Genomic DNA, 24,189 nt, shown 5'->3' with positions numbered 1-24,189 from the left:
AGTTCTCGTCAGTCCTGGTCGATCTTGCGTTCGACTTTCAGCGGCGGCGCCCACGCGGGCATCGCGGCTTCCTGCTCGTCGGTGGTGAGGCCGGGCACGCCGTGCACCGGATTGCCGAGCATCGGGAAGCCGAGCTTTTCGCGCGAGTCGTAGTAGGCCTGCGCGACCAGACGCGACAGCGCGCGAATCCGGCCGATGTACGCCGCGCGTTCCGTGACCGAAATCGCGCCGCGCGCGTCGAGCAGGTTGAACGTGTGGCCGGCCTTCAGCACGAGCTCATAGGCGGGCAGTGCGATCTGCGCGTCGATCATGCGCTTCGCTTCCGCTTCGTAGCTGTTGAAGAAAGTGAACAGCAGATCGACGTTCGCGTGCTCGAAGTTGTAGGTGGACTGCTCGACCTCGTTCTGGTGATACACGTCGCCGTAGGTCAGGCGGCGCAATTCGGGGCCGTTCGGGCCTTGTTCTTCCCACTCGGTCCAGACGAGGTCGTAGACGTTCTCGACCTTCTGCAGATACATCGCGAGGCGCTCGAGTCCGTAGGTGATTTCGCCGAGCACCGGCTTGCAGTCGAGACCGCCGACCTGCTGGAAGTACGTGAACTGCGTCACTTCCATGCCGTTCAGCCACACTTCCCAGCCCAGCCCCCATGCGCCGAGCGTCGGGTTTTCCCAGTCGTCCTCGACGAAACGCACGTCGTTCTGCTTCAGGTCGAAGCCGAGCGCTTCGAGCGAGCCGAGGTACAGGTCGAGAATGTTTTCCGGCGCGGGCTTGAGCACCACCTGATATTGGTAGTAGTGCTGCAGACGGTTCGGGTTCTCGCCGTAGCGGCCATCTTTCGGGCGGCGCGACGGCTGCACGTAGGCGGCGCGCCACGGCTCGGGGCCGATCGCGCGCAGGAACGTATGGACGTGGGACGTGCCCGCGCCGACTTCCATGTCGATCGGCTGGAGCAACGCGCAGCCCTGCTTGTCCCAGTAGGACTGCAAGGTCAGGATGATTTGCTGAAACGTGAGCATGAAGTGCCTTTCGGGCATGGGGCCATGCCGCGTGCGCCTAAGCGCGCGAGGGGGCCGTGGAGCGAAGTGCTAAACCCGAGATTTTAACGGAAAGGAAGGGGGGCGGCCCGTTTTGCGGGTCGGACGGGCCGCGATGCGGTTTTTGGGCGACGGGCGACGCGGCAAGGGCCGCGCGTACGTTCAGCTCGCCGCCAGCTCCGCCTTCGGCGAGAACGAATCGCTTTGCGCGATCGGCCAGTACGTCTCGAACAGCGTATAGCGATAGTTGCCGTTGAGTAGGTCGTTCGGTTCGAGATATTTGAGCAGATCCGACATCAGCCGCACCTCATGCGAGGACACGCGCCGCACGATGTGATGCGCGCGCAACTCAGCCGGATGCCGGAGCCCGGCGGCCTGGATGATTTCCTGCAACGCGTGCAGCGTGTTGTGGTGGAAGTTGAACACGCGATCGGCCTTGTCCGGCACCACCAGCGCGCGCTGGCGCACCGGGTCCTGGGTCGCGACGCCGGTCGGGCAGCGGCCGGTATGGCAGGTCTGCGCCTGGATGCAGCCGACCGCGAACATGAAGCCGCGCGCCGCGTTGACCCAGTCCGCGCCGATCGCGAGCGTCTTCGCGATATCGAACGCGGTGATCATCTTGCCGCTCGCGCCGATGCGGATGCGTTGCCGCAGACCGATGCCGACCAGCGTGTTGTGCACGAGCAGCAGCCCCTCCTGCAACGGCACGCCGACGTGATCGGTGAATTCGAGCGGTGCCGCGCCGGTGCCGCCTTCCGCGCCGTCCACGACGATGAAGTCCGGCAGAATGCCCGTTTCCAGCATCGCCTTCGCGATACCGAAGAATTCCCACGGATGCCCGATGCACAGCTTGAAGCCGGTCGGCTTGCCGCCCGACAGCGTGCGCAGCCGCTCGACGAATTCGAGCAGCTCGCGCGGTGTCGAGAACTCGGAGTGCGTCGCCGGCGAGATGCAGTCGCGGCCCATCGGCACGCCGCGCGTCTCGGCGATTTCGGGCGTGATCTTCGCGCCCGGCAGCACGCCGCCGTGACCGGGCTTCGCGCCTTGCGACAGCTTCACCTCGATCATCTTCACCTGCGGTTCGGCGGCCTGCTTCGCGAACTTCCCGGCGTTGAAGGTGCCGTCGTCGTTACGGCATCCAAAATAGCCGGACCCGATTTCCCAGATGATGTCGCCGCCATGTTCGCGATGATATTTCGACATCGAACCTTCGCCGGTGTCGTGCGCGAAGTTGCCTTTCTTCGCGCCGAGGTTCAGCGCCATGATCGCATTGGCCGATAGCGAGCCGAAGCTCATCGCCGACACGTTGAAGATCGACATCGAATACGGCCGCGCGCGATCGGGGCCGACGACGATGCGAAAGTCGTGACCGTCGAGCGTGGTCGGCGCGAGCGAGTGGCTGATCCATTCGTGCGCGACCGCCTTCACGTCGATCCGCGTGCCGTATGGGCGGCTGTCGACATCGTTCTTCGAGCGCTGATAGACGATGCTGCGTTGCGCGCGCGAGAACGGCTGCTCGTCGGTATCGTCTTCGACGAAATACTGACGGATCTCCGGGCGGATGGATTCGAAAATGAAACGCAGATGGCCCCACAGCGGGTAATTGCGCAGGATTGCATGGCGCTGTTGGCTCAGGTCGAACACGCCGAGCGCGACGAGCGCGGCCGGCACGAGGATCCAGAACCACGACAGGCGATGCGTCGCGGCGAGCGCGGCACATACCGCGGTGAGGGCGATTGCGCACCACATGGCCAGATAGCGTCGAGAAAACATGGGGACTCCAGTGCAGTGAAGATCATTGCGGCGGCATCGTCCGCACGGGAGCGCGGGCGGTATCGGTCGCGAAGGAAAACTGGCGGTTGCGGGTCTCGGTGCGACGCGGACCGGCGAAGCCCGAAGATAAGGCCTGCGAATGGAAGCCAGGCGTCGCACGCGAAGGTGAAGTGTGTGTGAATTCGCCAGGCGGGGGAAATATGGTGAACGGCGCGAACCTGTCGGAATGGTACGACCCGCCGCGCCCGCCGTTATGCATCGCTCAACGCGCGCCGAGCAGAGCCGCTTTTTGCCGCGGAGTTTGCGGCTCGTCCTGCGCCTGGCCTTGCGGCTGCTTTGGCCTGTGCGCTTGCTTGCGACGCTGCGCGCGAGTTTGCTTCGGCGCCTGATCCTGCGGCAGCTCGGCCGGTTGCCCGGTCATCGCGCGTTCGATGATGCCGCCGCCGAGGCACACGTCGCCATCATACAGCACCGCCGATTGGCCCGGCGTGACGGCCCATTGCGCGGCGTCGAAGGTCAGTTCGAAGATGCCTTCGCCCGAACCGCCTCCCGCCGAGGCGTTGAACGTGCACGCCGCGTCGGCCTGCCGGTAGCGCGTCTTCGCGCCGCACGCGAAGCCGTCGGCCGGCGGCTCGCCCGCGACCCAGCTCGTGTTGCCCGCCGACAGCGTATGGCACAGCAGCCACGGATGGTCGTGTCCCTGCGCGACGTACAGCGTATTCGTCGGAATATCCTTGCCGGCGGCGAACCAGGGCTCGCCGCTGCCGTCCTTGCTGCCGCCGAGACCGATGCCCTTGCGCTGGCCGAACGTGTAGAACGCGAGGCCGATGTGCTCGCCGACGATCTTGCCGTCGGTGGTCTTCATCGGGCCCGGCCTGGTCGGCAGATAGCGGTTCAGGAAGTCGCGGAAAGGCCGCTCGCCGATGAAGCAGATGCCGGTCGAATCCTTCTTCTTCGCGTTCGGCAGGCCGATCTGCGCGGCGATCTCGCGGACCTTCGTCTTGGGAATTTCGCCGAGCGGGAACAGTGTTTTCGACAGCTGCGCCTGGTTCAGCCGATGCAGGAAGTACGACTGGTCCTTCGTATGGTCGAGCGCCTTCAGCAGCTCGAAGCGGCCATCGTTCTCGCGCACGCGCGCGTAGTGGCCGGTCGCGATCGTTTCCGCGCCGAGCGACATCGCGTGATCGAGGAAGGCCTTGAACTTGATCTCGGCGTTGCACAGCACGTCCGGGTTCGGCGTGCGGCCGGCCGAATATTCGCGCAGGAATTCGGCGAACACGCGGTCCTTGTACGCGGCCGCGAAGTTGACCGCCTCGACGTCGATGCCGATCAGGTCCGCCACCGACACCACGTCGATCCAGTCCTGGCGCGTCGAGCAGTATTCGCTGTCGTCGTCGTCTTCCCAGTTCTTCATGAACAGGCCGACCACGTCGTAGCCCTGTTCCTTTAGCAGCCACGCGGTGACCGACGAATCGACGCCGCCCGACATGCCTACTACGACTTTACGCTTGCTCATAAGGTACTCACTGGGTGCTGCATGACTGCATGGATCTATGGGGCCGCTCGTGACGGCCCTATTGCTTCGGCCCAACCGAATGCGTATGGACGAAGTCGAGCGGGAAACGCCGGCCGGCCAGGTAATCGTCGATGCACTGCATCACGAGCGGCGTGCGATGCCGCTCGGGGCACGCGCGCAACTCATCGGCGCTCATCCACAGCGCGCGGACGATGTCGGGATCGAGCGAATTCGCCGGGTCCGGTTCGCCGCCCGCGCCGCAATAGGTGAAGCGCAGGTACGTGGTGCCCGCGCGGTTCGGCCGCTCGAAGTGGGTCATGTACATGCCGACGAGCGCCTCGGGCGCGAACGGATGCGCGGTTTCCTCGAACGTTTCGCGGACCACCGCTTCCAGCAGCGTTTCGCCCGCCTCGAGGTGGCCGGCGGGCTGGTTCAGGCGCAGGCCGGCGGCCGTGTGTTCCTCGACTAGCAGGAAGCGCCCGTCACGCTCGACGATCGCCGCGACGGTCACGTGCGGCAGCCAGGTTTCCGGTTTCATGGGTGCGCATTTTACCGGTTATGCGCGCCGGCTGCCGGACGGCGGACGGGCGCTGGGCCGGGCTACGGCCGGTGACCGCTGGCAGCCGGTTCGCAGCATGTTCGAGGTGGAATCGCGACCGATCCGTAACAGTTTGGCGGTCTGCCGCGCATTCGCATCGACCCCGATATTTGTGATGTGGCGGTTTCCGGTTAAAGTGGGGCCTGCGTTAGCCGTTGCATGTGCAAGCCGGCGAGCCTCGTCGGCAGATCTGTCGTCAAACAGGAAGTCGAGGAGGAACAACGATGCACATCGGAGTGCCAGCCGAGACGCGCGCGCATGAAACCCGCGTTGCCGCGACGCCCGAGACGGTCAGGAAGTACGTGGCGCAAGGCCACCGGGTCACGCTCCAGAGCGGTGCCGGCGCCGGCGCGAGCTTTCCCGATGACGCCTATACGGCCGTGGGCGCGGAAATCGTCGATGCCGTCACTGCCTTCGGCGCAGATCTCGTCCTCAAAGTCCAATCCCCTATCGATTCCGAATTGCCGCTGCTCAAGCGCGGCGCGACGCTCGTCGGCATGCTCGATCCGTTCAACGCCGACAACGCGGGCAAGCTCGCCGCGGCCGGCGTCACCGCGTTCGCGCTCGAAGCCGCGCCTCGCACGACGCGCGCGCAGAGCCTCGACGTGCTGTCGTCGCAGGCCAATATCGCCGGCTACAAGGCGGTGCTGCTCGCGGCGACGCTCTATCCGCGCTTCATGCCGATGCTGATGACCGCGGCCGGCACCGTGAAGGCCGCGCGCGTGCTGATTCTCGGCGCGGGCGTGGCTGGCCTGCAGGCGATCGCCACCGCGAAGCGCCTCGGCGCCGTGCTGGAGGCGTCCGACGTGCGCCCGGCCGTCAAGGAGCAGATCGAATCGCTCGGTGCGAAGTTTCTCGACGTGCCCTACGAGACCGACGAGGAGCGCGAGGCCGCGCAAGGCGTGGGCGGCTATGCACGGCCGATGCCGCCGTCGTGGCTCGCGCGCCAGTCGGCGCTCGTGCACGAGCGCGCGAGGCAGGCCGACGTGGTGATCTCGACCGCATTGATTCCAGGCCGCCCCGCGCCGACGCTGCTGTCGGTCGAAACCGTGCAGGCGATGAAACCGGGCTCGGTGCTCGTCGACCTCGCGGCCGGCCGCGGCCCCGAAGTCGACGGCCGGCGCGGCGGCAATTGTCCGCTGACCGAGGCGGACCAGGTGGTGGTGCGCTATGGCGTGCAGATCGTCGGCTATACGAATCTCGCCGCGATGGTGCCCGCCGACGCGTCGTCGCTATACGCGCGCAACGTGCTCGACTTCCTGAAGCTGATTATCGCCAAGGAAGGCACGCTGAACATCGATCTCGCGGACGACATCGTCGCGGCCACGCTGCTGGCTCGCGATGGCCAGGTCACGCGCAACGCATAGGAGGCCGAAGATGGAAGTCATCAATCACACGGTGATCAACCTGATCATCTTCGTGCTGGCGATCTACGTCGGCTATCACGTGGTCTGGAACGTCACGCCCGCGCTGCATACGCCGCTGATGGCGGTGACCAATGCGATCTCGGCGATCGTGATCGTCGGCGCGATGCTCGCGGCGGGTCTCACCGTCGGCAGCGCCGGGAAGTTCTTCGGCACGATCGCGGTCGCGCTCGCGGCCGTCAACGTGTTCGGCGGATTCCTCGTCACGCGGCGAATGCTCGAGATGTTCAAGAAGAAGGAACCCAGGAAACTACCGGCTGGCGGCAAGGAGGGTACGTAAATGAGCCTGAACGTCGTCACGCTGCTGTATCTGGTCGCGTCGGTCTGCTTCATCCAGGCGCTCAAGGGGCTGTCGAATCCGAAGACCGCGCGCGTCGGCAATACCTTCGGCATGGTCGGCATGGCGATCGCGATTCTGACGACCATCGCGCTGATCTCGCGGCAGGCCGAAGCACTTGGCTCCAATCTCGGTCTCGGGCTCGGCCTGCTGCTGTTCGGGCTCGTGATCGGCGGCGCGATCGGCGCGTTCGTCGCCGCGCGCGTCGAGATGACCAGGATGCCTGAACTGGTCGCGGCGATGCACTCGCTGATCGGTCTCGCGGCTGTGTGCATCGCGTATGGGGTGGTGTCGGAGCCGGCCGCGTTCGGCCTCGTCGATCCCGACGTGCCGATCGAGGGCTTCCTGCCGTACGGCAACCGCATCGAGCTGTTCATCGGCACGTTCGTCGGTGCGATTACTTTTAGCGGCTCGGTGATCGCGTTCGGCAAGCTGTCGGGCAAGTACAAGTTCCGGTTGTTTCAGGGTGCGCCGGTCGTCTACGGCGGCCAGCATCTGATCAACCTGATGCTCGCGCTCGCGATGCTCGGCTTCGGCGTCCTCTTCTTCCTCACGCAGTCGTGGCTGCCGTTCATCATCATGACGATCATCGCGTTCGTGCTCGGCGTGCTGATCATCATTCCGATCGGCGGCGCGGACATGCCGGTCGTCGTGTCGATGCTGAACTCGTACTCGGGCTGGGCCGCGGCGGGCATCGGCTTCTCGCTGAACAATCCGATGCTGATCATTGCCGGCTCGCTGGTGGGGTCGTCGGGTGCGATCCTGTCGTACATCATGTGCCGCGCGATGAACCGCTCGTTCTTCAACGTGATCCTCGGCGGCTTCGGCAACGAGCCGGGCGCGGCCGCGGGCGGCGCGGCGGAGCAGCGTCCGGTGAAATCGGGTTCGGCCGATGACGCGTCGTTCATGATGGGCAACGCGGAAACGGTCGTGATCGTGCCGGGCTACGGGCTGGCCGTCGCGCGCGCGCAGCATGCGTTGAAGGAGCTGACCGACAAGCTGGTCGAGAAGGGCATCGAGGTGAAGTACGCCATTCACCCGGTGGCCGGCCGCATGCCGGGTCACATGAACGTGCTGCTCGCCGAGGCCGAAGTGCCGTACGACATGGTGTACGAGATGGAGGACATCAACGGCGAGTTCGGCCAGGTCGACGTGGTGCTCGTGCTCGGCGCGAACGACGTGGTGAATCCGGCGGCGAAGAACGATCCGAAGTCGCCGATCGCGGGCATGCCGATCATCGAGGCGTACAAGGCGCGCACCGTGATCGTCAACAAGCGCTCGATGGCGGCGGGCTACGCCGGGCTCGACAACGACCTGTTCTACATGGACAAGACGATGATGGTGTTCGGCGACGCGAAGAAGGTGATCGAGGATATGGTGAAGGCGGTCGACTAGATCGCTAGCGGTGAATAGGCGTCAGGATCGCGGTGGGTCACCGCGATCCTTTGCCGCGATCCTTTTCATCTGTTCGGCTTCGCGTTCAGATGCCGCAGCAGATCCGCGAGCCGCCTGCCTTCCTGATCCGGATACGTCTCGAGCGCTTCGAGATCGCGCATCTTCTCCAGTCCGAAGTTGCGGAAATCAGCACGCAGCTCGCACCATGCGCCGAGCGTCCAGCGCGCGCCCCAGTACGCGAGCGCGAGCGGCCAGACGCGGCGCTCGGTGTCGGCGCCGTTGGCGTCGGTGTACGCGAAGCGCACCACCTGGCGCGCATCGATTGCGCGATGCAGCGTGTCGAGCTGCGTCGAAAAATCCCCCTTGATGTGAAACGACGGCGCGAAGATTGCAAGCCGTTCGAGCGTCGCGCGCTTGTCGGCGGGCATCGCCGATGCGATTTTGGCCAGCGCGCCCCGCGCGCCGCTCGCGAAGCCCGCGCCACCCCATGATTCGAGCATGCGCGCGCCGGCGGCGAGCGCGGCGAGTTCGTCGGCGGTGAAGGTGAGCGGCGGCAGACTCGCCGAGCGCGACAGCCGATAACCGATGCCCGCTTCGCCTTCGATCGGCACCCCTGACAATTGCAGATCGCGCACGTCGCGATAGACCGTGCGCGGCGAGATGTTCAGCCAGTCGGCCAGTTGCTGAGCGGTGGTCAGGCGCCGGCCGCGCAGCAGTTCGGCGATCTGGAACAGGCGGTCGGCGCGGCGCGTCATCGTGGGCGTCGGGTAGAGGAGGAGGGGGACGGTCCCGCGATGATAGCGCCGCATGGCGGCCTTCGGTCGGGGCGCGGCGGCTTCAGGTGCGCGCTTAGCCGTTGGTGCGCGAATGCAGGCCGAGGCGGTTGCCTTCGGTATCGGTGAAGAACGCGATATAGCCGATGTCCTGCGGCAGCTTGATCACCGGGCCGTCGGTCTTGCCGCCCGCCCGTTCGATGCGCGCAAGCGCCGCGTCGACGGTGGGCAGCGCGTTCAGGTAGACAGTGACGCCGTCGACGCCGGGGGTCATCGACGGATTGTGAACGATCGCGCCGCCAGTCGCGGGCTCCTCGTAGCTGAACACGGCGATCGGCTGGCCGCCGATCTCCTGTCGATTCAACGGGGCGTCGAGCGCGGCTTCGTAAAAGCGCACCGCGCGATCGAAATCGACGGACGGGATTTCGAACCAGGCAACGAGTTTGGGCAATGCGGACATGACACTCTCCTTCGGTTGGCAGTAGGCCGTTCAAGCGCCGGATGGCGTGAGAAGGAGTGTGCGGGGGTGCTGCTGACAGCGTGGTGGCAGCAGGGTTGGGAAAGGCGACAGCCTCACTCCGCCGGCAACTGAAACATCCCCACCACATCGCTCATGCGCGTGGCCTGTTCTTCGAGCGACGCCGCCGCGGCCGCGGCCTGCTCGACGAGCGCCGCGTTGCGCTGCGTGACTTCGTCCATCTGCGAGACGGTGCGGTTGACCTGCTCGATGCCGTCGCTCTGTTCTTCCGATGCGGCCGCGATCTCGGTCATCAGCTCGGTCACGCGGCGCACCGCGTCGTTGATCTCCGTCATGGTTTTGCCGGCCCGGCCAACGAGTTCGGTGCCGTTGCCGACGCGGTCCACCGATTCGCTGATCAGTGTCTTTATTTCCTTCGCCGCCGAGGCGCTGCGTTGCGCGAGCGTGCGCACTTCGCCCGCCACCACCGCGAAGCCGCGGCCCTGTTCGCCGGCGCGCGCGGCTTCGACGGCGGCGTTCAACGCGAGGATGTTGGTCTGGAAAGCGATGCCCTCGATCACGCCGATGATCTCGGCGATCTGCTTCGAGCTTGCGTCGATCTCGCCCATCGTCATCACGACCCGCGAGACGACGTCGCTGCCTTCGGTGGTCACACCGACCGCGGCCCGCGCGAGTTCGCTCGCCTGACGCGCGTTGTCGGCGTTCTGACGAACCGTCGTGGTCAGCTCGGCCATGCTCGATGCGGTTTCTTCGAGCGACGCGGCCTGTTCTTCGGTGCGTTGCGACAGATCGGTGTTGCCCGCCGAAATCTGGGCGGTCGTCGTCGAAATGGACTGCGTGCCGTCGCGCACCGACAGCAGCGCCTGCCTGAGGCGCGTCTGCATCATGCGCAGGTGTTCCATCATGCGCCCCATTTCGTCGCGCGAACGCACGTCGATACGTCGGCCCAGATCGCCATTGGCGATCGCGCGGAAGTGCCCGGTGGCTTCTTCGAGAGGACCGGCGATCGACTTGCGCAGCGCATGCCATGCGAACGCGGCCGTCGCCAGTCCAATCAGAAGGCCGACCCCGGCGATCGCGAGAATCGCGTGGAAGCGGTCCTGCGCCGCTTCGTAGCGGCTGCGCGCGTTGTCACTCTGGATCTTCTCGAGCTTCGCGGAGCGGTCCGTGATTTCGTTGAACGGGTCCGTCATCCTGTTCGAGATCAGGTCGGCAAGCGGCGTGGTGTCGCGCCGTTCGATCGCGGCGAACGCCTGTGCAACCGGACCGTTGATCGCCAGGGCGCGTTTGGCCTCCACCGCGTCGGCGAGTTGCCGCTCCTGCGCATCGGAGGGCAGCGCGCGATAAGCCTGCCAGGCCTTGTCGCCGATCGCGAACTGCTCGCGCGCATGCTGTTCGAGGCTCGCGATGTCCGCGCGATCCGGCTGCGCAGCGATGCGATCGAGCACGAGCCTGCCGCGCGCGTAGAAGAAGTTGAACTTGCCGAGCGCACTCGCCGACGCGAGCTCGTCGGTGTACAGCTCCTTCTGGTCGGCGTTGCTCAACGCGATGCCGGTGACGCCGAGCGCCGCGCCGATCGCCATCAGCAAGCCGAGGAAGCCCATCGCGAGGGCCAGACGCGTACGAATCGTGAGGTTCGAAAACATGGATGCCTCGAAACAACGGAACGGGAAAGCGGCGCACCGGGAAAGTACGCGGGGTCGTTAGGGTTTACGGCAAACGTTTGCAAATATGAAGGGGCGGGATCGAATGCGGGCGCTTTCGAAGGAAGGGAAGCAGTGGGATAGAGGTGCGGCGGAGGGGTGTTGCGGGACCGACAGAAAGTCGGTCCCGCGACGGACGACGAGGTGAACGCAGTGCGCGTTGCTGCTATCGCTCAGTCTCGCCAGGCGACTCGGCGCCGTCGCGCAATAAAAAACCGCGGCACGAGGTCCGCGGTTTTCATGTCGACTACGACGACAGCGCGCCGCCCAACCGACGCAGCCTCAGCCCGCCTGCGTATCGCCCTGCGGACGCTGCCGCACGCTGCCCGCGATCAGATCGAAGCGGAACAGCCGGCATTCGAGCGCACCGTTGAACAGCGGCGTCTTGGTCGATTCGCGCAGCCGCAGTTGCCCCGGAAGCTTGCGATCCGACGTCAGGATGAACGCATGCCATCCGGCAAAGCGCTGCTTCAACGCATTGCCGAGCAACTGGAAAAACTCGCTGTCGGGCGCTTCTTCCTGAATGCGGCGGAAGCCGTCGTCGCGATTGCCGCGGCCTTCGCGAAGCTCGCCGCGCGCATTGCGGCCGCGCACTTCGATCCGCTCGCCATACGGCGGATTCGCGACGAGGATGCCCGGCGCCGAGCCAGGCGGCGTCATGTCGCGCGCATCGAGCTGCTTGAGCGAAATGGGCGGCAAGCCGGCGCGCTCGAAGTTGGCGCGCGCTTTTTCGAGCATGTCGCCGGAGATGTCGCTGCCGAAAATCTGCAGATCCGCGCCGCGCGAGCCGCGCGCCGCGTTTTTCGCTTCGAGCGCGGCGCCCTTCAGCGCTTGCCAGCTCCGCGAGTCGAACTGTTTGAGCTTCTCGAAGCCGAAACGCCGCTCGACGCCCGGCGCGATGTTCAACGCGACCTGCGCCGCTTCCGCGAGGAACGTGCCGCTGCCGCACATCGGATCGTAGAGCGGCGTGCCGGCCTGCCAGCCAGTCAGACGCAAAATGCCAGCCGCGAGGTTTTCGCGCAGCGGCGCCGCGCCCTTGTCGAGACGCCAGCCGCGCTTGAATAGCGGATCGCCGGAAGTGTCGAGGTACAGCGTGCAGTCGGTCGCGCTCAGGAACGCGAACACGCGCACGTCGGGCATCGCGGTGTCGATGCTCGGCCGCGCGCCGCTTTTTTCGCGCAGACGATCGCAGATCGCGTCCTTCACGCGCAGCGTCGCGAACTCGAGACTGCGCAGTGGCGACTTGATCGCGGTGACGTCGACGCGCAGCGTCTCGTCCGCGGAGAACCACTGCTCCCAGCGCTGCTCGAGCGCGAGCGCGTAGATGTCCTGCTCGCTGCGGTAGGGCCGCTCCGCGATTTTCAGCAGCACGCGGCTCGCGAGACGCGAGTGCAGATTGGCGGCCATGCCGGCGGCCCAGCCGCCGCGAAAATGCACGCCGCCCGGTACCTGGGCCCCGGCCGTGAAGGCGGCGCCGTTCAGATGTTTGGCGGCAATTTCGGCGAGTTCGGCCGCGAGCGGAGCTTCGAGCCCGCGCGGGCAAGGAAGGAAGAAATCGAAGGACATTGAGGTTGCCGCAAGGCGTTGGATAAGGCGCTATTGTACGCGGTCGAGATCGGCGGGCCGGCGCGATTGGCGCGCCGGCGGCCCGTCGTCTGTCGTCGCGTCATCTCGCCTCGCGTCCCGCTTTGGCCCGCGACGCCCGCCGGCATGCCGACACCGTTGAGCTCGCCGCGCCAGCCGGGCCTGTCAGGCGCCGGCTCCCGCGGCCGTTCCCGCCGAAGGACAGGGCGGCACGGCCGGCGCCGCGGCCGGTTTGGCCGAAGACAAAGGCCGGCCCGTCGTGTTCGTGGAAGCGACGGCCGTTGCCGCCATCGCGCGCACGCCCATCGCGATCTGTGTCGACACTTCCGCGAGCGCGCGCCGATGTCCATCGACGAGCGCGTCGTACCCGCCGCCAACCGTCTCGCTGACCACGCTGCGACACGTCATCACCGCATTGCTGCGCACGGCCCGCACGCTCCACACCGCATCGATCAACGCATGCGAGCCGGGCCACGACTCGAAGCGCTGCACGTTCATGGCGATCCGGTAGACGGCCGCGTCGTCGGGGTGCGCGGTGCCGAACGTATCGATGGTGCCGAGCTGTTGCGTCAGATTCGTCGACAGCGCGCGGCGGATTTCATCGCCGGGCAGCGACGCCCAACGCTCCTGTTCGAGCAACTGCACCTGAGTCGGCCCGGTCTGCACGACCAGCTGATTTCTCGCCACCTGCGGCGGCACGTTGACCGGCGCGACTTCGATCAGCCAGGCAGGCGCGGCGCTCGTGCGCGCGACGGCCGGCGCGGCGCCATTCGCGGCGGTGCTTGCGCTATCCGCGCCACCCAGCGTATAGAAACGGCTCGACGGCGACGAGCACGCCGCGATGGCGAGAGCCGCAGCCAGTGCGGTGCCGTACGCGACGCCGCGTACGGCACCGCGCACGAGCGCGCGCGGCGGACGGGGGAGCCGGGCAAACATCATGGTTTATCTCCTGATTTACCGCGCAACAGCGATTCGGGATGACGCTCGAGGTAGTCCGACAGCGCGTTCAGCGACTGCAACGTGCGCGTCAGTTCCTGCAACGCCTGATGAACGTCGGACTGCATCGGCGAATCCTGCTGCAAGGTTGCCTGGGCCGAACTGAAGGTCTGCTTCGCGGCCGTCAGCGTGTCGCGCGCTTGCGGCACGACTTCCTTGTCGAGACGCGAGAACAGCTGGTCGGCGTTCTTCAGCGCGGTGTTCAGATTTGCGCCGATCTGGTCGAACGGCACCTTGTCGAGCTTCTTCGCGATGTCGGCGACCTGCAGCTGCAATTCGTCGAGCGTGTTCGGAATGGTCGGCAGCTCGAGCGGATCGGTCGTCACGTCGACCTTGGCCGGCGGCGCTTTCGGGAAGATATCGAGCGCCACGTACAGCTGGCTCGTGATCAGGTTGCCGGTGCGCAACTGGCCGCGCAGGCCGTGCCTGACGAGTTCCTGCAGCAGGTTCTCGCCGGCGAGCGTGCCCGGCTGCGGCGAGCTCTCGCGGAAGCGCTTGCCGAGGCGGTCCGGGTACAGGTTCATCGTGACCGGCATCGTGAAGCTCTGAGTCTTCGGATCGTAGTCGATGCCGATATTGGTCACCTGGCCGAGCACGATGCCGCGGAAATCGATCGGCGCGCCGATCGACAGCCCGCGCAGCGACTGGTTGAAGTTCATCACGACGCGCAAGGGCACGCCGTCCGGTTCGCGCATCGCGTCCGCTTCGTCCGAGCCGAGGTGGAAGGTCTGGTTGTTCGGCGCCTGCGGGCCCATGTTCTGGCCGGGCGGCGACTGGAAAGACAGACCGCCGACGATCACCGTCGCGAGCGACTGCGTGTTCAGCTTGAAGCCGCTCGAATCGAGCCGCAGATCGACGCCGCTCGCATGCCACCAGCGCGTGTTGGTGCCGACGTACTGGTCGAACGGCGCCGACACGAACACCTGCATCGTCACGCCGGTGCCGCTCTTGTCGAGCGAAAAGCCGACCACCTGGCCGACCTGTACGCGCCGATAGAAGATCGGCGAGCCGATGTCGATCGAACCGAGCGAATCGCCGTGCAGCGTGTACTGATGGCCTTTCTGGTCGCCGGTGATGGGCGGGGGCGTTTCGAGGCCGACGAAGTTGCTCTCGCTATCGGACGAACGGCCCGCGTCGGCGCCGATGTACGGGCCCGACAGCAGCGTCGTCAGACCCGACACGCCGCTCGCGCCGACGCGCGGACGCACCACCCAGAAGCGCGAGTCCTTGACCGCGAACTTTCCGCCTTCCTTGGTGAGCTGCACCTGCACGAGCACGTGCGACAGATCCGGCGACAGCGTGATCGTCTTCACCGCACCAACGTCGACGTCCTTGTACTTGACCTTGGTCTTGCCCGGCTCGAGCCCTTCCGCGCTGATGAAGCTGATCGTGATCACGGGTCCGCGCTCGGTCACCGACCTGATCACGAGCGCGATGCCGATCAACGCGGCGATCAGCGGAATCACCCAGACGAGCGACGGCAGCCAGCGGCTGCGTGGTTCGATGTCGGGTTCGGGCAGTTGGGGCGGCAGTCTGGGTCCGTTCGAATCGTTGCGCGGCGCGTCATCGGAAGCGGGCGTCGGTCCTTGCGGGCTAGTCATGGTCGAGATCCTGAGGCGTTGAGGTACTGCTTTCCACGGGGTCCCAGATGAGGCGTGGATCGAATTGCATGGAGGCCAGCATCGTCAGGATCACGACCGAGCCGAACGCGATCGCGCCCGGCCCGGCCGTGATCACGGCTAGCGATTTGAAACGCACGAGCGCCACGGTGAGCGTGACGACGAACACGTCGAGCATCGACCAGCGGCCGATCCGCTCGACCATCCGGTACAGCGTCGTGCGCTGTTGCGGACGCCAGCGCGAGCGGCGCTGCGCGGTGACGGTGAGCAGCACGAGCACCGAGAGCTTCAGCATCGGCACCAGGATGCTGGCGATGAACACGATCATCGCGAGCGGCCAGTCGCCGGAGGTCCAGAAATAGACGACGCCGCTCATGATGGTGTCGTCCTCGGAGCCGAGCAGCGACGACGTGTGCATCACCGGCAGCAGGTTCGCCGGGATATACAGCAGCGCCGCGGCGATCAGCAGTGCCCATGTGCGCATCAGGCTGTCGGGGTTGCGCGAGTGCAGATGCGCGCCGCAGCGGCCGCAGTGCTGCGGCGTGACCGAGCGGATGCGCGGTTCGACGCGCCCGCACGAATGGCAGGACAGCAGGCCCGCGCGTTTCGCGGTGACGTATTTCATCGCGGGCTCATCCTTCGCGCGACGTGGGCGGCAAGCCGGGCGGGGTGCCGTCCGCCGTACTGTTGGTTGTGCCACCAGCGCTGCCGCTGGTCGAGCCCGCGACGCGCGCGGACGGCGCCGGCGGACCGGCGAGCGAGCCGACCGCGACCGCCGCGCTGTCGGCCGACGTGCGCGGCAACGGCCGATCGCCGCTCGCGTCGATCTCGTCGGCGACATCCCACAGCACGCGCGGATCGAATGTGACGACGACCGCGAACATCAGCGTCAGCGCGCCGAACGCGAACAGCGCCGCCTCGGGAATCACGCGCGCGAGGCTCACCATCTTCACGATCGTGATCAGCACGCCGAGCATGAACACTTCGATCATGCCCCACGGCCGCACGAACTGGATCGCGCGCAGCACGCGATTGAAGTGCGCGGGCACGTAGCCGGCGCGTAGCGGCACCAGCACGTACAGCAGCGCGACGAGTTCGGTGAACGGAAAGAGGATCGTCGAGCAGAACACCATCACGGCGACGATCTCCATGTCCTCGCCCCACAGCGCGACGAGCGCGCCGAACAGCGTAGTTTGTGACGTGATGCCGTTGGTTTCGAGTTCGACGATCGGAAAGCCCTGCGCGATCACGAACGTGATCAGCGCGGCGAGCGTCAGTGCGCAGATCGCGTCGAGCTTGCGCGAGACGCCGCGATAGAGCGTCGCGCCGCAGCGCGGACAACGCGCGGCGACGCGCCCGACAAGCCGTGGCTTGCGGAACAGCGTATCGCATTCATGGCACGCGATCAGGTTGTCATGTTCCATGCGGCAGATGGGCTAACGACGTAGTAGCGGCGTGCAAGGCCTGCTCTTTACGAGGGGTCGGGCGGCGGTGAGCAGCAATAGTACCAAACGCGGCCTCGCGACCGACGCGAGCCGCGCGCGCGGCGCGGGGCGTGACGCCGTCCCCCCGCGCGCTGGTCCGGGCCTGAGATGGCGTCGCTTCGGGGCTTTCCGTCCCCGAATCGTTCAACGCAAGGGCGGTGACGCGACGCCGTGGGGCCATTGCAGCGCAAAATTCGGGCCCGTTCCGCCGACGCGCTCCGGCCAGCTTTTCGCGCTTGGGGTAGCATGGCGCCCGTGGCATGCCCGGCGGCCTTTTGTGGCGATGATGTCCGCCGCATCGGCCGCGCGCGCCGCGCCGATGCGCGGCGGCGATCGCGGAATAGCTGGCCGCGGCGCGCCGTTAACTTCTAACTGCCTGCGTTGATCTGTCATGACACTCAATCCATCGTTCGGTACCCGGGAGTCGTACACGCGGACCGCCATCGCGTTTCACTGGCTGATCGCACTGCTGATCGTCTGCGGCTTTGCGCTCGGCTGGGTGATGACCGACATCCCGGGCTTCACGCCCACCAAGCTGCGCTATTTCTCGTGGCACAAATGGATCGGTGTGACCGTGTTCGCGCTCGCGATCGTGCGCATCCTGTGGCGCGCGACCCACGCCTCGCCGCCGATGCCGCGCCGCATGCCCACCTGGCAGCGTGGCGCCGCGCATGTCACACATCTGTTGCTGTACGTGCTGATGATCGTGATTCCCGTGTCCGGCTATCTGTATAGCTCGGCGGCGAACGTGCCGGTCGTCTACCTCGGGCTGATTCCGCTGCCGCGAATCATCGCGCCCGATCCGCACCTGAAGGAACTGCTGAAGAACCTGCACATCGCGTTGAATTACACGTTGCTCGTGCTGGTCGCGCTACACACCGCGGCGGCGCTCAAGCATCAATGGTTCGATCGCGACGGCCTGCTGTCTCGCATGCTCCCTTTCCTCAAATAAGGACATCCATGAAGGTTTCGTTTTATCGCTACATGCTGGCCGCGTTCGCGGCGGCGTCGCTGAGCGCCGCGGGCGCGGCGCTCGCGCAGGTCGACGTCGCGAAGAGTTCGGTGACGGCTACCTCGAAGCAGATGAACGTGCCGGTCGAAGGCAAGTTCAATAAGTTCACGGCGCAAGTCAGCTTCGATCCGGCCAAACCGACGGCCGGCAGCGCGCTGCTCAACATCGACGTCGCCAGCTACGATCTCGGCGACGAGAGCTACAACGAGCAGGTGCGCGGCAAGGAATGGTTCGACGCGAAGACCTTTCCGAGCGCGACGTTCGTGTCGAGCGCGATCGCGCCGGCCGGCGGCAACCAGTTCAAGGTGACCGGTAATCTGACCATCAAGGGCAAGTCGGAGACGGTCGTGGTGCCGGTCACGGTCGGCCAGCAGGGCGCGATGCAGACCTTCGACGGCGCGCTGCCGATCAAGCGCTCGCAGTTCGACATCGGCACCGGCGAATGGAAGGACGCATCGGTCGTCGCCGACGAGGTCGTGATCAGGTTTCATATCGTCGCCGCGCGCAGGTAACGCGCACGGCGCTCGCGAGGTCCGCCGCGCCACGTGGGGCGCGGCCGCTTTCCCACCGCAGGTTGCACCGCGATTTTCAACGCAAAACAGGAGCACGAATTGAAAACGTCCATGTTGATCGCTGTTGGCGCGCTGGCTTCGTCGCTGTCGCTCGGCGCCTTCGCCGCCGATACCTATCTGCTTGATCCGATGCATACGTTTCCGAGCTTCGAGGCCGACCACTTCGGCGGTCTGTCGATCTGGCGCGGCAAATTCACGAAGACCACGGGAACGGTGACGCTCGATCGCGCGGCCAAAACCGGCACCATCGACGTCACCGTCGATCCCGCTTCGGTGCAGACCGGCAACCCGAAGCTCGACGATCACCTGAGGGCCGCCGAGTTCTTCGACGTCGAGAAGTATCCGACCGTGACCTACAAGGGCACCGAGATCAAGTTCGACGGCGACAAGCCCGTCGAGGTGATCGGCGCGCTGACGATTCGCGGCATCACGAAGCCGGTGAATCTGAAGATCGATTCGTTCAAGTGCATGCAACACCCGGTCCTCAAGCGCGAAGTATGCGGCGTCGAGGCAAGCACCGAATTCAATCGCGCCGATTACGGCATGGAGTTCGGCGCGAAGTACGGCTTCAGCATGCAGACGCGCCTGCATATCCAGTCGGAAGGTATCAAGCAGCAGTAGGGGCGCCGGCAGCTTCGCGGCCGGCGCCGCGCGCGGGCCGCTGTTGCGATTCGATCCGCGCTGCGTCGCAATACGAAAACCGCTTCGGTCGTTCACCGACGAAGCGGTTTTTTGTCGCCCGTAGCGAACGCCTCGGCCATGGTGGCGCGCCTCGGCCATCTGTCGCTCGCATCACTTTTATTTTTCAGTTAAATAGAGTGCAAGCAGTCATGCCGGTGCTGCGCGTTGCCGGGATGGCCTGGGCGGACGTTATGCGTTCGTGTCGATAAATATTTCGCGCCGTACAGGAGATCTGGATGAATGCAACGACAGCAGCAAGCGTCGCGGGAAGCCGGCAGAATTCGTGGCGCGCGGTGGTGGCCGCCTCGATCGGCAACGCGCTCGAATGGTTCGACCTCGTGGTGTACGGTTTTTTCGCCGTGACCATCTCCAAACTGTTTTTTCCGGCCGGCAACGAGACCGTATCGCTGCTGCTCACGCTCGGCACGTTCGGCGTGTCATTCTTCATGCGGCCGCTCGGCGCGATCGTGATCGGCGCGTACTCGGACCGCGCCGGGCGCAAGGGGGCGCTCACGCTTTCCATCCTGCTGATGATGAGCGGCACGCTGATCATCGCGATTTTGCCGACCTACCAGAGCATCGGTCTCGCCGCGCCGCTGATCCTCGTGCTCGCGCGGCTGATGCAAGGCTTCTCGGCCGGCGGCGAATTCGGCAGCGCGACTGCGTTTCTCGCCGAGCACGTGCCGGGCCGGCGCGGCTTCTACGCGAGCTGGCAGATGGCGAGCCAGGGTCTGACGACGCTGCTCGCGGCCGGTTTCGGCGCGTTGCTGACCGGCCAGCTGTCGCCGGAACAGATGGCATCGTGGGGCTGGCGCGTGCCGTTCTTCTTCGGTCTGCTGATTGGGCCCGTTGCGTTCTACATCCGCACCAGGCTCGACGAGACGCCCGAATTCCTCGCCGCCGAAACGACGCAGACGCCGCTGCGCGATACGTTCGCGACGCAGAAGCTGCGGCTCGTGATCGCGATGGGCGTGGTGATCCTCGGGACCGTGTCCGCGTATCTGATGCTGTTCATGCCGACCTATGGCGTGCGGCAACTGGGGCTCGCGCCGTCGGTCGCGTTCTCGGCGATCGCGCTGACGGGTCTGATCCAGATGGTGTTCTCGCCGGTGGCCGGGCATTGGTCGGACCTGCATGGACGCACACGCATCATGCTGGGCGCGGCCGTGCTGCTGTTCGTGCTCGTCTATCCGGCGTTCGCGTTTCTGATCGCGCATCCGAGCTTCGGCACGCTGATCGTGTGGCAGATCGTGTTCGGTTTTCTCGTCAGCGGCTACTTCGGCGCGACGCCGGGACTGCTGTCGGAGATATTCCCGGTGCAGACGCGCACGACCGGCATGTCGCTCGCGTATAACATCGCGGTGACGATCTTCGGCGGCTTCGGGCCGTTCATCATCGCGTGGCTGATCAGCGCGACCGGTTCGAAGGCAGCGCCGAGCTACTACGTGATGTTTGCCGCGCTGCTGAGCATCGCGGCGCTGATCGGCGCACGGCGCAAGCTGGGGTTCCGCTAGGAACGAGGCGGTAACGACGGCGTACGTAAATGCAAAAGGCCGGTTCGACAGAACCGGCCTTTTTTATTCCGCGCATCCTCAGCGGTTACGCGCGCGTCAAACCTGGGCGCCCGCGTTCGGATCGTCCGGATCGACGCGTTCCTTCTTGTCCTTGATCAGGTCTTCGCGCTTGACGCCGAACCACATGGCAAGAGCCGCGGCGACGAACACCGACGAGTAGATACCGAACAGAATACCGACCGTCAGCGCGAGCGCGAAGTAGTGCAGCGTCGGGCCGCCGAACAGGAACATCGACAGCACCATCATCTGCGTACAACCGTGCGTGATGATGGTTCGCGACATCGTGCTGGTGATTGCGTGGTTGATCACTTCGATCACGGTCATCTTGCGTTCGCGGCGGAAGGTTTCGCGAATCCGGTCGAAGATAACGACCGACTCGTTGACCGAATAGCCGAGCACCGCGAGCACCGCGGCCAGCACCGACAGCGAGAACTCCCACTGGAAGAACGCGAAGAAGCCGAGAATGATGACGACGTCGTGCAGGTTGGCGATCACGCCGGCGACCGCGTACTTCCATTCGAAGCGGAACGACAGGTAGATCACGATGCCGGCCACCACGCAGGCGAGCGCGAGCAGACCGTCGGTGGCGAGTTCCTTGCCGACCTGCGGACCGACGAACTCGACGCGCTGCAACTGCACTTCCGGCGTGTCGGCTTTCAGCGCGCCCATCACCTGCTCGCTCTGCTGCGCGGACGTGTAGCCCGACTTCAGCGGCAGACGGATCAGCACGTCGCGCGAGGAGCCGAAGTTCTGCACCTGCGCGTCGGCATAGCCGAGCTTGCCGAGCGTGTTACGCACCGGGTCGAGCGGCACCGCGCCCGGATACTGCACCTCGATCACGGTACCGCCGGTGAATTCCACCGACAGATGCAGCCCGCGATGCACGAGGAAGAACACGGCGGCGAGGAAGGTGATCAGCGAGATCGCGTTGAAGATCAACGCGCGCTGCATGAACGGAATGTCTTTACGGAAACGGAAAAATTCCATGGTCTTTTCTCCGGGACTCAGCGGGATGAACCCGGTTTCTGCGGCGTCGAGTCATTCGACGTCGACGTGCCCGGCGCATTGCGGCGGCGCACGGTCGGCTTCGCGCGACCCTTTGCGCCGGCCGCGGCCGGTGCCTTCGAGCTTGCCTTCGCGCTCGCCTTCGCCGTGGCGATGGCCTGCGCGGTGTCGGTCGCGGCGTCGCTGCTGCCGAGGCTGTTGCCGCCGGCGTACGCAGCCGATCCGGCGGCCGCCGCTTGCGGACGCCACACCTGGCCGATGGACAGCGACTTCAGCTTCTTCTTGCCGCCGTACCAGAAGTTGACCAGGCCGCGCGAGAAGAACACCGCCGAGAACATCGACGTCAGTATGCCGATACAGTGGACGATCGCGAAGCCGCGCACCGGACCGGAGCCGAACGCGAGCAGCGCGAGGCCGGCGATCAGCGTGGTCACGTTCGAGTCGAGAATCGTCGCCCATGCATGCGCGTAGCCGTTCTGGATGGCCAGTTGCGGCGGCGCGCCGTGGCGCAGTTCCTCGCGCACTCGCTCGTTGATCAGCACGTTCGCGTCGATCGCCATACCGAGCGCGAGCGCGATAGCGGCGATACCCGGCAGCGTGAGCGTGGCCTGCAGCATCGACAGCACCGCGACCAGCAGCAACAGGTTCACGGACAGGCCGATCATCGAGATCACGCCGAACAGCATGTAGTACGCGATCATGAACACGGCGATCGCCGCGAAGCCCCACACGACCGAGTGGAAGCCCTTCTTGATGTTGTCGGCGCCGAGGCTCGGGCCGATCGTGCGTTCCTCGATGATTTCCATCGGCGCGGCGAGCGAACCGGCGCGCAGCAGCAGCGCGAGGTCGGCGGCCGCTTGCGGGGTCGGCTGGCCGGTGATCTGGAAGCGGTCGCCCAGTTCCGACTGAATGGTCGCGACCGTCAGCACTTCGCCCTTGCCGCGTTCGAACAGCACCATCGCCATCGGCTTGCCGATGTTGTCGCGCGACACTGCGCGCACCGCGCGGCCGCCGGCCGAATCGAGACGGATGTTGACCGACGGACGCTGATGCTCGTCGAAGCCCGCCGATGCGTCGATGATGCGGTCGCCGGTGAAGATCACCTGCTTGCGCAGCAGCACCGGCGCCTGGTTGCCTTGCGTGAAGAGTTCATCGCCCGGCGGCACCGGGTCGTTCGGGTTCGGATGCGTGTTGACCGGGTCGGCGAGGCGCGCTTCGAGCGTCGCCGTGCGGCCGATGATGTCCTTCGCCTTCGCGGTGTCCTGCACGCCCGGCAGCTCGACCACGATGCGGTCCGCGCCCTGTTGCTGGATCACCGGCTCGGCCACGCCGAGTTCGTTCACGCGGTTATGCAGCGTCGTGATGTTCTGCTTGAGCGCGGCGTCCTGCACCGCGCGCTGCACGGCCGGCGTAAAGGTGCCGACGAGCTGCACGCCGCCGTCCGCGCCGGTGTTCGGCTGCGACACCCACTGCAGTTCGCTGACGCTGCGGCCGAGCAGCTTGAGCGCTGCGTCCGCCGTGGCCTGGTCGGCCAGATTCACGACCACCGACTGGTTCACGCGATTCACGCCGCCGTCGCGGACGTTGTTGTCGCGCAGCAGCGTGCGCACGTCCGAGGCGTCCGAATCGAGCTTCTTGTTTAGCGCGCCGGCCATGTCGACCTGCAGCAGGAAGTGCACGCCGCCGCGCAGGTCGAGACCGAGGTACATCGGCAGTGCGCGCAACGCGGTCATCCAGGTCGGCGACGCGCTTTGCAGGTTCAGTGCGACGATGTACTGCGGATCGTTCGGGTCGCTATTGAGCGACTTCTGCAGCAGGTCTTTCACGCGCAACTGCGTGTCCGTGTCCGTCAGGCGCACGCGGATGTTCGCGTTGTTCTGCGAGTTGTCGAACGTGACCGCGGTCGGCTTGATCTGATTGCCCGCGAGCGCGGCTTCGATCGACGCCAGCGTGGTGGCGTCGAGTCTGACCGTGGCCTTGCCGCTCGACACCTGCACCGCCGGCGCTTCGCCGTACAGATTGGGCAGCGTGTACACGAGGCCGATGACCAGAGCCACCAGCATCACGGCGTATTTCCAGAGGGGGTAGCGATTCATGAGTGGTCCAACGGGAAGGTTGGCTTGGATGCGATGCGTCCGGCGATGAGCGCGGGCCGTTCAGCGAAGTGACGGAACCGCCGGCGAGGCCGCACCGGACGCGGGGAGTGCAGGCCTTACAGCGACTTGATCGTGCCCTTCGGGAGAATTGTCGTGACCGACGCCTTTTGCACGGTGATTTCCGTGCCTTCCGAGATTTCGATGCCGACGTAGGCTTCGCCCACCTTCGTCACCTTGCCGACGATGCCACCGTTCGTCACGACTTCATCGCCCCTGGCCATCGCTGCGAGCATGTTGCGATGTTCCTTCTGACGCTTCATTTGCGGGCGAATCATGATGAAGTACAGCACGCCGAACATCAGGATCAGCGGCAGGAAGCTCATCAGGTTCGATTCGATACCACCTGCTGCTGCGCCTTGCGCGAAGGCATTGGAAATGAACGACACGTTGGTCTCTCCGTTATCAGTCAAACGATCAAAAAAATCAGCCGATTATTCTACCACCGGCCACACGCGCGCCGGCGCGGCGAATCGCT

Annotated in this window: 22 protein-coding genes; 7 read left to right on the top strand and 15 right to left on the bottom strand. The window is 65.6% G+C overall.

The features are described from left to right. Window positions 1–8: 8 nt before the first annotated feature. From glyQ to OKW28_RS38355, 4 genes are all read right to left on the bottom strand, one after another. Window positions 9–1,016: a glycine--tRNA ligase subunit alpha gene (gene glyQ / locus OKW28_RS38370; protein WP_008921090.1), complete on the bottom strand. Its 1,008-nt coding sequence runs from the start codon at window positions 1,014–1,016 to the stop codon at window positions 9–11. Between the two features lie 180 nt (window positions 1,017–1,196). Further along, window positions 1,197–2,807: an FMN-binding glutamate synthase family protein gene (locus OKW28_RS38365; RefSeq protein ID WP_429453180.1), complete on the bottom strand. Its 1,611-nt coding sequence runs from the start codon at window positions 2,805–2,807 to the stop codon at window positions 1,197–1,199. A gap of 262 nt (window positions 2,808–3,069) precedes the next feature. Then, window positions 3,070–4,323, bottom strand: coding sequence for a tRNA 2-thiouridine(34) synthase MnmA (mnmA, locus tag OKW28_RS38360; protein WP_429453178.1), 1,254 nt, complete (start codon window positions 4,321–4,323; stop codon window positions 3,070–3,072). A 58-nt stretch (window positions 4,324–4,381) separates the two neighbouring features. Then, window positions 4,382–4,861, bottom strand: a complete 480-nt coding sequence (locus OKW28_RS38355; protein WP_429453176.1) for an NUDIX hydrolase — start codon at window positions 4,859–4,861, stop codon at window positions 4,382–4,384. A 284-nt stretch (window positions 4,862–5,145) separates the two neighbouring features. Here OKW28_RS38355 and OKW28_RS38350 point away from each other — a divergent pair, with 284 nt between their 5' ends. The 3 genes from OKW28_RS38350 to OKW28_RS38340 are packed head-to-tail and all read left to right on the top strand — an operon-like array spanning window position 5,146 to window position 8,077. Continuing rightward, on the top strand, window positions 5,146–6,288 hold the full coding sequence (locus OKW28_RS38350) for a Re/Si-specific NAD(P)(+) transhydrogenase subunit alpha (RefSeq protein WP_429453174.1): 1,143 nt from the start codon (window positions 5,146–5,148) through the stop codon (window positions 6,286–6,288). 10 nt (window positions 6,289–6,298) lie between these two features. Next, window positions 6,299–6,625, top strand: coding sequence for an NAD(P) transhydrogenase subunit alpha (locus tag OKW28_RS38345; RefSeq protein ID WP_018419437.1), 327 nt, complete (start codon window positions 6,299–6,301; stop codon window positions 6,623–6,625). Beyond that, complete coding sequence (locus tag OKW28_RS38340; RefSeq protein WP_429453172.1) at window positions 6,626–8,077, top strand: NAD(P)(+) transhydrogenase (Re/Si-specific) subunit beta; 1,452 nt, start codon at window positions 6,626–6,628, stop codon at window positions 8,075–8,077. Window positions 8,078–8,142: 65 nt separating this feature from the next. Here OKW28_RS38340 and OKW28_RS38335 read toward each other — a convergent pair whose 3' ends face one another. The 8 genes from OKW28_RS38335 to OKW28_RS38300 form a co-directional block, all read right to left on the bottom strand. Continuing rightward, window positions 8,143–8,886 carry a helix-turn-helix transcriptional regulator gene (locus tag OKW28_RS38335; protein WP_429453170.1) on the bottom strand — a complete coding sequence of 248 codons (744 nt, stop codon included), beginning with the start codon at window positions 8,884–8,886 and terminating at the stop codon, window positions 8,143–8,145. 40 nt (window positions 8,887–8,926) lie between these two features. Next, entirely contained in the window at window positions 8,927–9,310 is a 384-nt protein-coding gene (locus OKW28_RS38330) for a VOC family protein (protein ID WP_184034560.1), read from the bottom strand. A gap of 113 nt (window positions 9,311–9,423) precedes the next feature. Continuing rightward, complete coding sequence (locus tag OKW28_RS38325) at window positions 9,424–10,974, bottom strand: methyl-accepting chemotaxis protein (protein WP_429453167.1); 1,551 nt, start codon at window positions 10,972–10,974, stop codon at window positions 9,424–9,426. Window positions 10,975–11,313: 339 nt separating this feature from the next. Continuing rightward, window positions 11,314–12,597, bottom strand: coding sequence for a THUMP domain-containing class I SAM-dependent RNA methyltransferase (locus OKW28_RS38320; RefSeq protein ID WP_429453165.1), 1,284 nt, complete (start codon window positions 12,595–12,597; stop codon window positions 11,314–11,316). A gap of 183 nt (window positions 12,598–12,780) precedes the next feature. After that, complete coding sequence (locus OKW28_RS38315) at window positions 12,781–13,554, bottom strand: PqiC family protein (RefSeq protein WP_429453163.1); 774 nt, start codon at window positions 13,552–13,554, stop codon at window positions 12,781–12,783. Beyond that, the gene (locus OKW28_RS38310; protein WP_429453161.1) at window positions 13,551–15,212 is read right to left on the bottom strand and encodes an intermembrane transport protein PqiB; all 1,662 of its coding nucleotides are present in this window, start codon (window positions 15,210–15,212) and stop codon (window positions 13,551–13,553) included. Before OKW28_RS38310 ends, OKW28_RS38315 begins: the two co-directional genes overlap by 4 nt. Continuing rightward, window positions 15,205–15,855 carry a paraquat-inducible protein A gene (locus tag OKW28_RS38305; RefSeq protein ID WP_429453159.1) on the bottom strand — a complete coding sequence of 217 codons (651 nt, stop codon included), beginning with the start codon at window positions 15,853–15,855 and terminating at the stop codon, window positions 15,205–15,207. The genes OKW28_RS38310 and OKW28_RS38305 overlap by 8 nt, the downstream gene beginning before the upstream one ends. A gap of 7 nt (window positions 15,856–15,862) precedes the next feature. Continuing rightward, window positions 15,863–16,654, bottom strand: a complete 792-nt coding sequence (locus tag OKW28_RS38300; RefSeq protein ID WP_429453157.1) for a paraquat-inducible protein A — start codon at window positions 16,652–16,654, stop codon at window positions 15,863–15,865. Between the two features lie 451 nt (window positions 16,655–17,105). On the opposite strand from OKW28_RS38300, the gene OKW28_RS38295 reads away from it, so the two are divergent. From OKW28_RS38295 to OKW28_RS38280, 4 genes are all read left to right on the top strand, one after another. Further along, the gene (locus OKW28_RS38295; RefSeq protein WP_429453155.1) at window positions 17,106–17,666 is read left to right on the top strand and encodes a cytochrome b; all 561 of its coding nucleotides are present in this window, start codon (window positions 17,106–17,108) and stop codon (window positions 17,664–17,666) included. Between the two features lie 8 nt (window positions 17,667–17,674). Next, window positions 17,675–18,238: a YceI family protein gene (locus tag OKW28_RS38290; RefSeq protein WP_429453153.1), complete on the top strand. Its 564-nt coding sequence runs from the start codon at window positions 17,675–17,677 to the stop codon at window positions 18,236–18,238. 111 nt (window positions 18,239–18,349) lie between these two features. Next, entirely contained in the window at window positions 18,350–18,919 is a 570-nt protein-coding gene (locus OKW28_RS38285) for a YceI family protein (protein ID WP_026225605.1), read from the top strand. 296 nt (window positions 18,920–19,215) lie between these two features. Then, window positions 19,216–20,493, top strand: a complete 1,278-nt coding sequence (locus OKW28_RS38280; protein ID WP_429453151.1) for an MFS transporter — start codon at window positions 19,216–19,218, stop codon at window positions 20,491–20,493. Window positions 20,494–20,589: 96 nt separating this feature from the next. Here OKW28_RS38280 and secF read toward each other — a convergent pair whose 3' ends face one another. The 3 genes from secF to yajC form a co-directional block, all read right to left on the bottom strand. Continuing rightward, window positions 20,590–21,540, bottom strand: a complete 951-nt coding sequence (gene secF / locus OKW28_RS38275; RefSeq protein ID WP_429453149.1) for a protein translocase subunit SecF — start codon at window positions 21,538–21,540, stop codon at window positions 20,590–20,592. 17 nt (window positions 21,541–21,557) lie between these two features. After that, window positions 21,558–23,654, bottom strand: a complete 2,097-nt coding sequence (gene secD / locus OKW28_RS38270) for a protein translocase subunit SecD (RefSeq protein ID WP_429453147.1) — start codon at window positions 23,652–23,654, stop codon at window positions 21,558–21,560. Between the two features lie 116 nt (window positions 23,655–23,770). Next, window positions 23,771–24,100 carry a preprotein translocase subunit YajC gene (yajC, locus tag OKW28_RS38265; protein ID WP_018419452.1) on the bottom strand — a complete coding sequence of 110 codons (330 nt, stop codon included), beginning with the start codon at window positions 24,098–24,100 and terminating at the stop codon, window positions 23,771–23,773. Window positions 24,101–24,189: the final 89 nt, after the last annotated feature.

The sequence above is a fragment of the Paraburkholderia sp. 40 genome (genome assembly GCF_050434105.1).
GTDB classification, from domain to species: domain Bacteria; phylum Pseudomonadota; class Gammaproteobacteria; order Burkholderiales; family Burkholderiaceae; genus Paraburkholderia; species Paraburkholderia tuberum.
The sequence above is the reverse complement of the archived record's forward strand: the minus strand, read 5'-3'. Positions and strand labels throughout refer to the sequence as shown.